We start from the raw sequence: 12855 nt of genomic DNA on the forward strand, positions 1-12855 counted from the left end.
ACAGGAAGGCGCGGCGCAGGCCGCGCCTTCCCGGAGGCGCTAGCTCCTGTGATACACCTGCTGCAGCCCGTAGACAGGCGTCGGCAGACCGACCTGCCTGGCTTTCAACTGCAGCGACAGATACTGCGAGTAGTGGCGGGACTGGTGCAGGTTGCCGCCATGGAACCACAGCGCCTCCTGCTGCGTCGGCTTCCACATGTTGCGCTGCTCGCCTTCCCACGGGCCGGGGTCCTTGGTGGTGTTGGAGCCGAGGCCCCAGACCTTGCCGACCTTGTCCGCCACTTCCTGCGAGATGAGATCCGCCGCCCATCCGTTCATCGAGCCGTAGCCGGTGGCATAGATCACGAGATCGGCCGGCAGTTCGGTGCCGTCGACGAACTTGACGCCGGTTTCGGTGAGTTCCTGCACCGCCGCGCCTGGGCCGCTCTTCAGCTTGATCGAGCCGTCGATGACGAGATCGCAGGCGCCGACATCGATATAGTAGCCGGAGCCGCGGCGCAGATACTTCATGAACAGGCCCGAGCCGTCGTCGCCCCAGTCGAGCATGAAGCCGGCTTTTTCCAGATCCTCGTAGAACTTGGCGTCGCGCTCCTTCATCTGCTGGTAAAGCGGAATCTGGAATTCGTGCAGGATGCGGTAGGGCAGGGAGGCGAAGATCATGTCCGCCTTTCGCGTCGTCATGCCGTTCTCGACCGCCTGCTCCGAGTAGAGCGCGCCGAGACCGATATCCATCAGCGTGTCGGATTTGACGATGTGCGTGGACGAGCGCTGCACCATGGTCACGTCCGCGCCTGCTTCCCACAGCGCCGCGCAGATGTCGTGCGCGGAGTTGTTCGAGCCGATGACGACGACCTTCTTGCCGGCATATTTGTCCGGACCGGGATGCGTCGAGGAATGCTGCTGCTCGCCTTTGAAGATGTCCTGGCCTTTGTATTTCGGCCAATTCGCCTTGCCGGACATGCCCGTCGCCAGCACCAGCTGCTTCGGCTTCAGCACGATTTCCTTGCCGTCGCGTTCGACGACAACGGTCCATTCCTTGGCCTTCTCGTCATATCTCGCGGATTTCGCGGTGGTGGAGCTCCAGTAGTTCAACTCCATCACCTTGGTGTACATCTCCAGCCAGTCGCCGATCTTGTCCTTCGGCGCGAAGACCGGCCAGTTCTTCGGAAAGTCGATATAGGGCAGGTGATCGTACCAGACCGGGTCGTGCAGGCAGAGCGACTTGTAGCGCTTGCGCCACGAGTCGCCCGGACGCTCGTTCTTCTCGACAATGATGGCCGGCACGCCGAGCTGCTTCAGCCTGGCGCCAAGAGCAATCCCACCCTGGCCGCCACCGACGATGAGGACATAAGGCTGCCGGGTGTGACCGAGTTCGGCGATCTCGTCGTCGCGCTCCTCTCGCCATGTCTTGCGGCCCTTGCCGTGGCCGTGCTTGGCGCCGAGCGGGCGGGTGAAGCCGGCCTTCTCCTCATGGCCTTTCAGCTCGGCGATGGTGGTCAGCAGCGTCCAGATCAGCTCGCCTTTGAAGCGCACGAGACCAAAGCCGCGCGCCACGCCGGTCTCGAAGGTGATCCAGGCGGTGGTGATGCCGCCGTCCTCGGTCGCTTCCTCGCCCTCGGCCACACTCCAGCCGGTCGGCTTGATATTGCTGAGCGTCGCCCGCAGCATGTCGCGGATCTGGTCGCGGCCCTCCATCGTCTTCAGGTTCCAGGTGAAGGCGACGAGATCGCGCCAGTAGCAGTCTTCCTGGAAACAATTGACGGCAGTATCGATGTCGCCGGCTTCCAGCGCCTTGCCGAATCTATCGAGCAGCGCCTGCGCCTTGGTGGTGGGTGTCCTCTCGAGCATGTGTTCTCCTCCGCTTGCTAGAGTCCAAAAATGAATTGCAAATGACGTGCCAGCCGCAACGCCAAACGAGAAATTATAATGCGGTCAATCAGTTAGAATGACCTTTGGGTATCTCACATGTTGCGCTGGTGCTGCACGCGCCACATCGCGCCACAGGCATCGCAACACTGGAGCGGTTCACCGTTTCACGGAAATGCAGAACCGCTCTATCTCTTTAGTCTTGACGCAAATTCCGGGCGGAAGACCGCTTCACACTTTTCCTGGAATTGCTCTAGTTCGGCGCTTCCAGCCGCAGTCGCTTCATGCGGCGATGCACGGTGGTGCGATCGACGCCGAGGCGCCGCGCGGCCTCGGAAATGTTCCAGCCCGTCGCCGCCAGGACGTCCAATAGCGCCGTGCGCTCTTCGTCAGGCGAGGGGACACGCAGCGCGACCAGGGGAGCAACCGGAGCCGACGACGCCAAATGGGGCATCGCGAAGTCGGGCAGGTCGGCGGGCTGGATCGTGCCGTCGTCGCAAAGTGCCACCGCCAGATCGATGGCGTTGACGAGTTCGCGGATATTGCCCGGCCAGCCATGTCGGATCAGCGCCAGCCGCGCCGCCGGCGACAGCTTCGCCGCCCGACCGGCAAGGCGTGCGCGTTCGCTGACCAGCCGGTCCAACAGCCATTCGAAATCGGTACGCTCGCGCAACGCCGGCAAGGTCAGCGACGCGGCGTTCAGCCGATAGAACAGGTCCTCGCGGAAACGGCCCTCGGCGACCAGCTTGCGCAGGTCATGATGCGAGGCGGAGATGATCTTGATGTCCACAGGCCGCGGTTTCGTGCCGCCGACCGGGAGCAATTCGCGCTCGGCGATGACCCTCAAGAGCCGCGATTGCAGCGCGTATGGCATGTCGCCGATCTCGTCGAGGAACAGCGTGCCGCCGTCGGCACTCTCGATCAGCCCCTTGCGCCCCTTGGCCGCGGCCCCGGTGAAGGCGCCCGCTGTGTGGCCGAAAAGTTCGCTCTCGATCAGATGCTCGGGGATGGCCGCGCAATTTATGGCCACGAACGGGCCTGTGCGTTCCGAGCTGTCATGGATCGCGCGGGCGAGAACCTCTTTGCCGGAGCCGGTCTCGCCATGGATCAGGGTCGGAATTGATGTTCGCGCCAGCTTGGCGGCTTTGAGCTGCATAGCCGCCATTGCCGGGTCGCCGCCCGAAAGCTCCGCGATCGGCTTCGGCAGCAGTTCGACGGGAACGCGGCGTCCGGTCGGCGGCTGCGGTTCGATGGCGTGCGCAAAGAGGGCGCCGCCGTTTCGGCCGAACACCAGCCGCTCCTCGGTCGGGCGCCCACGCGTCAGGCTCGGTAGATCGTCGATGCCCATGTCGAGATAACGCGAGATCGGCTGGCCGATCGGGGAGGGTGAATGCCTCCAGTCGACGCCGCCGGCCTGCGCCAAAAGCAGTGCTGCGCCACGCGTCGTGCCGAGGATGCGGCCCGATGCGTCGAGCGCGATCGCCACCTCCGGATCGACGTCGAGGAATTCAGGCGAGCGCGAAAAGCGCAACACCCATTCGGAATGCATCTGCGCCATCAAATTGGCGAGCTCGATGCGGCGAGCGGAAGCCGCCACCAGGTGTAAAGCGAGGTTCTGGCTGACCTTCGGCTGCGGCGAACGCAGCAGCGAAATGTCGAGCACGGCGGTCAGCTCTCCCTTGGTGTCGAAGATCGGAGCGGCGGTGCAGGAAAGCGGCGTGTGGGTGGTGTCGAAATGGTCGGTCTGATGAATGGTCATCGCCTCGCCGGTGACGATGCAGGAGCCGACGCCGCAAGTTCCGGTGCGGCTCTCCGACCATTCGGAGCCGAGATAGAGCCCTGCCTTACGCAGCTGGTCCATGAACAGCGGGTCGCCGAGGAAGTCGACGGTCACGCCCTTGGCGTCGGCCAAGAGCAGGACGTAGTTCTGGCCGGCCACCTGCTTGAACAACGTTTCAAGGCCGCTGCGGGCAATCGCAATCAGCCGCTCGGATTGCTCGCGATGCTCGCGCAGCTGGGTGTCTGGAACGATGTAGGCTTCAGTCGGCCGGGCAGGGTCGAGCCGGTGCTTGTCGACGCAGCGCAGCCAGGACTGCACCACGATATCGTCGCGGCCCGACCGCGCGCCCGACAGGACCCGCTCGATCTCGCGAATATGCTCCCGTTCGCCAGCCATGCGTCCTCCTCGCAGCCAACGTCCCTTGCGGCGGTATAGTGGTGCCTCGGAGACACGCGCTCAACTGTACTATGGTAGCGCGCGACGGTGCCGATCTCCCCGGCCGCGAATTCGCGCGCTACCCCATTGACGAGCCCGCGTTTTCGCCCTTATTGTCCGCGCCCATGAAAACAGCACTCATTCTCGTAGGCTGGCGCGTGGGCAAGGCGGTGTAACCGCCGGGCGAAAACCTCCCATGCGCATCCCACAGGCTCCCTCGGGGGCCTTTTTTATTGCCCAAAACCCAACTAAACGACCAGCAATCGCCAGATGGCGACCAGTACGGGACCAGACCGATGAGCAACGGACAGAACGAGCGGCGCGAGATGACGGGCGCCGAAATGGTGGTGCAGGCGCTGAAGGACAACGGCGTCAAGCATGTCTTCGGCTATCCGGGCGGCGCGGTCCTTCCGATCTATGACGAGATATTCCAGCAGGACGAGGTCGAGCACATCCTGGTCAGGCACGAGCAGGGCGCCGGCCATGCGGCCGAAGGCTACGCCCGCTCGACCGGCAAGGCCGGCGTGCTCCTGGTGACGTCCGGCCCCGGCGCGACCAATGCGGTGACACCGCTGCAGGACGCGCTGATGGATTCCATCCCGCTGGTCTGTCTCACCGGCCAGGTGCCGACTTCGCTGATCGGCTCCGACGCCTTCCAGGAATGCGACACGGTCGGCATCACGCGGCCCTGCACCAAGCACAATTGGCTGGTGAAGGACGTCAACGATCTCGCCGCAACCATCCACGAGGCCTTCCATGTGGCGACGACGGGCCGCCCCGGCCCGGTCGTGGTCGACATTCCGAAGGACGTGCAGTTCGCCAAAGGCATCTATGTGCCGCCGCAGACGGCGCCGCGCACCAGCTACCAGCCGAAGGTCCAGGGCGACCTGGAGAAGGTGAAGGCGGCGGTCGAGCTGATGGCCGGCGCGAAGAAGCCGATCATCTATTCGGGCGGCGGTGTCATCAATTCCGGCCCGGAGGCCAGCCATCTGCTGCGCGAGCTGGTCGACCTCACCGGCTTTCCGATCACCTCGACGCTGATGGGCCTCGGCGCCTATCCGGCTTCCGGCAAGAACTGGATCGGCATGCTCGGCATGCACGGCACCTACGAAGCCAACATGGCCATGCATGACTGCGACGTGATGATCTGTATCGGCGCGCGCTTCGACGACCGCATTACCGGCCGGCTCAGCGCGTTCTCGCCGAACTCCAAGAAGATCCATATCGACATCGATCCGTCCTCGATCAACAAGAACGTGCATGCCGACGTGCCGATCCTGGGCGATGTCGGCCGCGTGCTCGAGGATCTGGTGCGGCTCTGGCGGGCGACCGCCAAGGCCGACAAGAAGGCGCTCTATCCGTGGTGGGAGCAGATCGCGAAATGGCGCGCGCGGGACTCGCTCGCCTATAGGATGAACAGCGACGTGATCATGCCGCAATATGCGATCCAGCGGCTCTACGCGCTGACCAAGGATCTCGACACCTACATCACCACCGAAGTCGGCCAGCACCAGATGTGGGCGGCGCAGCACTACCACTTCGACAAGCCGAACCGCTGGATGACCTCGGGCGGGCTGGGCACGATGGGCTACGGCCTGCCGGCCGCGCTCGGCGTGCAGATCGCGCATCCCGACGCGCTGGTCATCGACATCGCCGGCGACGCTTCGGTGCAGATGACGATGCAGGAGATGAGCTCGGCGGTGCAGTACGAGGCGCCGATCAAGATCTTCATCCTCAACAACCAGTATATGGGCATGGTGCGCCAGTGGCAGCAGCTGCTGCACGGCAACCGTCTCTCGCATTCCTACACCGAGGCGATGCCGGATTTCGTCAAGCTGGCTGAAGCCTATGGCGGCCATGGCATCCGCTGCGACAAGCCGGACGAGCTGGACGATGCGATCCGCGAGATGATCTCGGTGAAGAAGCCGGTGCTCTTCGACTGCCGCGTGGCGACTTTGGCCAACTGCTTTCCGATGATCCCATCGGGCAAAGCGCATAACGAGATGCTCCTGCCCGACGAGGCGACCGACGAAGCGGTGGCCAACGCCATCGACGCCAAGGGCAGGGAACTGGTGTAGTCGTAGGGCGGGCGTCCTTGGCCGGAAGCCGTGTCGAAACAGAGAATTAGCGCAAAAGTTTGAAATCGAGAGTCATGTCATGAACGCACAGCTCCAGCCGACCGGCTCCGCCTATTTCATCGCCAAGGAAACCGAGAAGCCGGAAACACACACGCTTTCGGTGCTGGTCGACAACGAACCGGGCGTGCTTGCCCGGGTCATCGGCCTGTTCTCGGGGCGCGGCTACAACATCGAAAGCCTGACGGTCTCGGAGACAGAGCACGAGAAGCATCTGTCGCGCATCACCATCGTGACGCGCGGCACGCCGCATGTGCTGGAGCAGATCAAGCACCAGCTCGAGCGCATCGTGCCGGTGCACCGCGTGGTCGACCTCACCGTTCGTTCGCACGAGCTCGGCCAGGAGCGGCCGCTGGAGCGCGAGCTTGCACTTGTTAAGGTTGCCGGAACCGGCGACGCCCGCGTCGAAGCGCTGAGGCTGGCGGATGCCTTCCGCGCCTCGGTCATCGACGCCAACACCGAGCATTTCATCTTCGAGATCACCGGCAAGGGCTCGAAGCTCGATCAGTTCATCGCCATCATGAAGCCGCTCGGCCTGGTCGAAATCTGCCGCACCGGCGTGGCGGCAATGAACCGCGGTCCGCAGGGCATGTGAGGCATCTGACGCTCTGAGGGTCAATCTTCTCTCTGGTCCGGCAGTCGCCCGTCCGTGGCTTTTGCGCGTCTGCAAAAAAAGGACAATAAGGCTGACGTATCCAGGGAGGATGTGATGTCCCTCAACGCGTTCCTTGCGCTTTTGGTCTATGCCTTCGTGACTTCGATCACGCCGGGGCCGAACAATCTCATGCTGCTCGCCTCCGGCGTCAATTTCGGCATCGCCAGGACGGTTCCGCACATGCTGGGCATCAGCATTGGATTTCTCATCCTGCTGCTGGCTGTCGGCTTCGGACTCGGCGCCGTGCTGACGGCATTTCCTACGCTCCACACGGCGCTGAAAATTGCGGGCGCCGCCTACCTGCTCTACCTCGCCTGGAAGATCGCCATGTCACGCTCGATGAGCGAAAAGGGCGGAGCGGAGGCGCGGCCGATGCGCTTCATCGACGCCGCGGCGTTCCAGTGGGTCAACCCCAAGGCATGGGTGATGGCGATCACCGCCATGGCTGTCTACACCGATGCGGACCACCCGTTCGTCTCGGTGGCGCTGATCGCGGTCGCCTTCACCATCGTCAATCTGCCAAGCGTGTCCGTGTGGGCCGGATTCGGCACCGCGCTGCGCGGCTTCCTGTCGGATCCCGTGCGCCTGAAATGGTTCAATGTCGCCATGGGTCTGCTGTTGGCGGCGACGCTCTGGCCGATGCTGCGCTGAGCACATTCGCAGGCCGGTGAAAGGGTCCGCCACGGCACGTTAGCCGGCTGCACAGCGATTGTGCAGTGCACATTAAATCTTCGTAATGCCGCGTTTTGGCCCTTTTCCGCCAAAGCCTTGTCCTATCTATTCGGCGAAATTCGCGGCAAGGGCCGTGAAATCAGCTAGAATGGACCACCGGCTTCGGCGTGTCGGATAAAGGGCTCATTGTCGATGCGCGGAAAAATCGCCTCTACAGTCGTTGCTCTGGCCTGTCTTGCAGGTGCCGGCCTTTACCTGTCGCCCGCCACGATGGGCAAGGTCCAGCAGCTGATCTCGGGCCAGCAGGCCGACGCAGCCAGCGCAGACAAGACGGCCAAGTCATCGGGCAACCAGAAGGGCGGTGGCGGCCCGCGTTCGGCCTCGATCGTTTCGGCAACCGCGACCACCGCCGATTTTCCGATCCGCCGCTACGCCATTGGCTTCGTATCGTCGCCGGCGGTGGTGAACATAAATGCCCGTGTCTCCAGCCAGATCATGTCGATCGCCGTGAAGGATGGGCAAATGGTCAAGGCTGGCGACCTTCTGCTCTCGTTGGACGATCGGGCCTTGAAAGCACAACTCGCCAAGGACCAGGCGACGCTGGCCAAGGACCAGGCGATGCTCGTCAGCGCCCAGGCCGATCTACAGCGCGCCAAGGATCTTGTCGCCAAGCAGGCGGGCACGCAGCAGACCTACGATCAGGCGCTGGCGGCGCAAAGAGCAGCGGCCGCCACCATCGATGCCGACAAGGCGACGATCGACGCAGATATGGTCCAGCTGAGCTACGCGACCATCACCGCGCCCATTTCAGGCAGGCTCGGAGCGGTCAACGTCTCAGTCGGTGATCTCGTCACCACCAGCAACGGCAACTCAAGCAGTACGACGCCGCTTGTGACCATCACGCAGATGGACCCGCTGCAGGTGAATTTCACGCTGCCGGAAAGCGACCTTGCCCTGCTGCACAAAGAACTTGCGAACCCGCAGCAAGGGGGCGTGACGCTGACCAAGGACGGCAATCCGACGCCGATCGGCAAGGGCACGCTCGATTTCGTCGATTCCAGCGTCGACACCGCCTCCGGCACCATCGCCACGCGGGCGAGCATACCGAACTCCGATCTTTCGCTTTGGCCCGGCCAGTATGTGAACGTCGTGCTCGACGCCGGCATCATGCCACAGATGACCTCGGTGCCGACGGGCGCGGTGCAGCCCAGCCAGAAGGGCTCCTTCGTCTATGTCGTCAAGCCCGACAACACGGTCGAGATGCGGCCGGTGCAGGTGGCGCTGACAGAAGGCGAAAACAGCGCCATCAGCCAGGGACTGAAGAGCGGTGAGAAAGTCGTCGTCGAAGGTCAAACCAGGCTGAAGGACGGCGCCGCCGTCCACGAAGGCAAGACGGCCGGCAACGGCGCCGATCAGGCCACTCACAAGGTCGCGGAAGCCGACAAGGCGAGTGGTGCTGACAGGGCGGGCGGGGCGCGGCCATGATCTCCGAATTCTGCATACGCAGACCCGTCGCCACGCTGCTGATGTCGTTCGCCCTCGTGCTGGGCGGAATCTTTGCCTACAAGTTTCTGCCGGTCGCGGCGCTGCCCAGCGCCGAGTTTCCAGTGGTCAATGTGTCGGCACAGCTGCCCGGCGCCTCGCCGGAGACGATGGCGACGTCCGTTGCGACGCCGCTGATCAAGCAGTTCGCCACCATCGCCGGCATCGATTCGATCTCGACCACCAATTCGCTCGGCCAAACCTCGATCGCCATCCAGTTCGTGCTCAACCGCAACATCGACGCGGCGGCCGCGGATGTGCAGGCGGCGATCGCGCGCACGCAAAGATCGCTGCCGCCGGAGATGACCGCGCCGCCGAGCTATCGCAAGGTCAATCCGGCCGACGCGCCGATCCTTCTGATGTCGCTGGTCAGCGACACGGTTCCGCTGACCGATCTCGACGCATTCGCCGAAAACGTCATCTCGCCGTCGCTGTCGACCATCGACGGCGTGGCGCAGGTGTCGATCTTCGGCCAGCAGAAATATGCGGTGCGTATCCAGATCGATCCGACCGCGCTCGCTGCGCGCGGCATCTCGATCGATCAGCTGCAGGCGGCCATCGCGTCGGCCAACAGCAACACACCGCTCGGCGTGCTCAAGAACAACAAGCAGCAGCTCACCATCACCGCCAACACCCAGCTCGACAACGCCGCTGGGTTCTCCAACCTGATCGTCGCCACCAAGAACGGCCACCCGGTGCGGCTGGGCGAGGTGACCCGCGTCGTCGATTCGGTGCAGACCACGACCACCGCAAGCTGGTACGATGGTACCCGCGCGATCATCATGGCCGTGCAGCGCCAGCCCGACGCCAACACCGTCGACGTCGTCGACAAGGTCAAGGCGATGCTGCCGTCCTTCGAGGACCAGATGCCGGCCGCCGCCAGCATCAAGCTGCTCAACGACCGCTCGACCTCGATCCGCCAGGCCGTCGACGACGTTCAGTTCACGCTGCTTTTGACCATCGCCCTGGTGGTGATGGTGATCTTCGTCTTCCTGCGCCGGCTGACGGCGACGATCATCCCGGCCGTGGCCGTGCCGATCTCGCTGATCGCCACGCTGGGCGCGATGTTCCTGTTCGGCTTCTCGATCGACAACATCTCGCTGATGGGCCTAACGCTTGCGGTCGGCCTTGTCGTCGACGACGCCATCGTCATGCTCGAAAACATCTTCCGCCACATGGAAGAGGACGGGCTGTCGGCCTTCGACGCTTCGCTGAGGGGCGCGCGCGAGATCGGCTTCACCATCATCTCGATCTCGATCTCGCTGGTGGCGGTGTTCATCCCCGTGCTTCTGATGGGCGGCGTCATCGGCCGCATCTTCAACGAATTCGCGGTCGTGGTGACGGTCGCCATCCTGGCCTCGATGTTCGTGTCGCTGACGCTGACGCCGATGCTGTGTTCGCGGCTGCTGTCGGTGACAAAAGCCGACCGCGAGGCGCATAGGGAGGGGCATGGCCATGACCTCTTCACGCGCGGCTACGACTGGTTGCTCAGCTTCTGCCTGCGGCACACCTTCTTCGTATTCCTCGTCTTCATCGGCACGGCGGCGGCGTCGGTTTGGCTGATCCAGGCCTCGCCGAAGGGCTTCTTCCCGCAAGAGGACATCGGCCAGATTTCGGTGACGACGATCGCCCGGCAGGACATTTCCTTCGACGCGATGGCGAAGCTGCAGGGCCAGGTGGCGAACGTCTTCGCGCATTCGCCTTACGTGGCGCATGTGGCCTGGTCGGCCGGCAGCGGCAACAACGCGCTGAACCAGGGCCAGCTCTATGTGCAGCTGAAGGACAAGGACCAGAGGCCCAATATCGAGAAGGTGCTATCGGACTTGCGGCGGCAGCTGGCGGGCGTCGCCGGTATCGAGACTTACATGCAGCCGGTCCAGAACCTCCGGCTGGGCTCGCGCTCTTCCGCCAGCGCCTATCAGCTCGTGGTTCAGGGCCTCGATACCGGCCAGACCAATATCTGGGCGCAGAAGCTGAATGACGCGATGGCGGCGGATCACACGAATTTCACCGACGTCACCAGCGATCTGCAGAACAACGCCCTGCAGGCGTCGCTCGTGGTCGACCGCGACAAGTCGGCCCAGCTCGGCGTCGACACCAGCACGCTGCGCTCGGCCCTCTATGGCGGTTTCGGTACCGATCAGGTCTCAACCATTTTCGGTTCGGCCGACAGCTATGAGGTGATCACCGAGCTCGATCCGAAGATCGAGTGGTCGCCCGAGCGCATGCTGGCGATCCAGGTGAGGACGGCGAGCGGCAGCCTGGTGCCGCTCGGCGCCTTCGCCCATGTCGATCGCACCGCAGGCGCGCTGACCGTCAACCAGCTCGGCCAGCTGCCGGCGGTGACGATCTCCTACAACCTGCCGCAGGGCGTGTCGCTCGGCGACACCGTGACCCGGATCGACCAGCTGAAAGAGCAGATCGGCATGCCGAAGGCGATCTCGACCAGCTTCGCCGGCACGGCAAAGACATTCCAGGATTCGCTCGCCAATCAGGGCCTGCTGATCGGCGGCGCGATCCTGACGATCTATATCGTGCTCGGCATGCTCTATGAGAGCTTCATCCATCCGCTCACCATCCTCACCGGCCTGCCGTCGGCGGTGCTTGGCGCGGTGCTGGCCCTGCGCTTCGCCGGCATGGATCTGTCGGTCATCGCGGTGATCGGCATCCTGATGCTGATCGGCATCGTCAAGAAGAACGGCATCATGATGGTCGACGTGGCGCTGGAACTCAGACGGCAAGGCATGTCGGCCAGGGATTCCATCCACAGGGCATGCCTGATGCGTTTCCGGCCGATCATGATGACGACGCTGGCCGCCTTGATGGGCACGTTCCCGATCGCGCTCGGCACCGGCGCCAGCGCCGAGCTGCGCCAGCCGCTCGGCATCGCCGTCGTCGGCGGCCTGCTCGCCTCGCAGGCGCTCACGCTGTTCGTCACGCCGGTGATCTACGTCTATTTCGAAAACTTCTCCGGCTGGCTGCTCGGCTTCTCGTCGAAGAAGAGCCGGCCGGCGCTGCACGCGGTCGAGCCTGTCGAGCAGCGTTCGCTGTTCGACTCCGACGAAGAAGCCGAGCCGAAAAAGGTGGCTGCAGAGTAGGCCAACGCTTCTGGCCCAAGGCGTGGTGCTTGCGGCGGCTTGTCGGCGATCCTAGTCTGGTGCCATGTCCCATGATCACGACCACGACAACGAGCTCGATCCGTTCGCCGCGCGCGTGCGCGCGCTGGAGACGATCCTCACCGAAAAAGGCTTGATCGACCCGGCGGCCATCGATGTCATCGTCGATACCTACGAGACGAAGATCGGCCCACCCAACGGCGCCCGGGTGGTGGCCAAGGCCTGGAGCGATCCCGCCTATGCGGAATGGCTGAAGCGCGACGCGACGGCGGCGATCGCCTCGCTGAGTTATACCGGCCGGCAGGGCGAGCACATGCAGGCCGTCTTCAACACCGAGGAGACGCACAACCTCGTCGTCTGCACGCTCTGCTCCTGCTACCCGTGGTCGGTGCTCGGCTTGCCGCCGGTCTGGTACAAGGCGCCGCCCTACCGCTCGCGGGCCGTCATCGATCCGCGCGGCGTGCTGGAAGAGTTCGGGCTGACGCTGCCGGCTGACAAGACGATCCGCGTCTGGGATTCGACCGCCGAGCTTCGCTATCTGGTGGTGCCGATGCGGCCGAAAGGCTCCGAGGCGTGGAGCGAGGAACAGCTTGCCGGGCTGGTCAGCCGCGACGCGATGATCGGCACGGCGCTGGCGAAGGAGCCGGCATGAAC

General features: G+C 63.9%; 8 protein-coding genes. 6 read left to right on the top strand and 2 right to left on the bottom strand.

Translation table 11 applies throughout. The features are described 5' to 3' along the window. Positions 1–39: 39 nt before the first annotated feature. Both P9236_RS01330 and P9236_RS01335 read right to left on the bottom strand, forming a co-directional pair. Positions 40–1848 carry an NAD(P)/FAD-dependent oxidoreductase gene (locus P9236_RS01330; RefSeq protein ID WP_278072803.1) on the bottom strand — a complete coding sequence of 603 codons (1809 nt, stop codon included), beginning with the start codon at positions 1846–1848 and terminating at the stop codon, positions 40–42. Positions 1849–2119: 271 nt separating this feature from the next. Next, positions 2120–4042, bottom strand: a complete 1923-nt coding sequence (locus P9236_RS01335; RefSeq protein ID WP_278072804.1) for a sigma-54-dependent Fis family transcriptional regulator — start codon at positions 4040–4042, stop codon at positions 2120–2122. A gap of 335 nt (positions 4043–4377) precedes the next feature. Between P9236_RS01335 and P9236_RS01340 the strand changes: the two genes are divergently transcribed. The 6 genes from P9236_RS01340 to nthA all read left to right on the top strand — a co-directional run bounded on the left by P9236_RS01340 (position 4378) and on the right by nthA (position 12853). Further along, positions 4378–6159, top strand: a complete 1782-nt coding sequence (locus tag P9236_RS01340; RefSeq protein WP_278072805.1) for an acetolactate synthase 3 large subunit — start codon at positions 4378–4380, stop codon at positions 6157–6159. A 79-nt stretch (positions 6160–6238) separates the two neighbouring features. Continuing rightward, positions 6239–6811, top strand: coding sequence for an acetolactate synthase small subunit (gene ilvN, locus P9236_RS01345; protein WP_059185300.1), 573 nt, complete (start codon positions 6239–6241; stop codon positions 6809–6811). A gap of 114 nt (positions 6812–6925) precedes the next feature. Next, entirely contained in the window at positions 6926–7522 is a 597-nt protein-coding gene (locus P9236_RS01350; RefSeq protein ID WP_278072806.1) for a LysE family translocator, read from the top strand. A gap of 213 nt (positions 7523–7735) precedes the next feature. Continuing rightward, on the top strand, positions 7736–9028 hold the full coding sequence (locus P9236_RS01355) for an efflux RND transporter periplasmic adaptor subunit (protein ID WP_278072807.1): 1293 nt from the start codon (positions 7736–7738) through the stop codon (positions 9026–9028). Then, on the top strand, positions 9025–12183 hold the full coding sequence (locus tag P9236_RS01360) for an efflux RND transporter permease subunit (RefSeq protein WP_278072808.1): 3159 nt from the start codon (positions 9025–9027) through the stop codon (positions 12181–12183). The genes P9236_RS01355 and P9236_RS01360 overlap by 4 nt, the downstream gene beginning before the upstream one ends. A 64-nt stretch (positions 12184–12247) precedes the next feature. Next, positions 12248–12853, top strand: a complete 606-nt coding sequence (nthA, locus tag P9236_RS01365) for a nitrile hydratase subunit alpha (RefSeq protein WP_278072809.1) — start codon at positions 12248–12250, stop codon at positions 12851–12853. Positions 12854–12855 lie beyond the last annotated feature (2 nt).

It is taken from the genome of Mesorhizobium sp. WSM4884, from assembly GCF_029625675.1.
GTDB lineage: Bacteria > Pseudomonadota > Alphaproteobacteria > Rhizobiales > Rhizobiaceae > Mesorhizobium.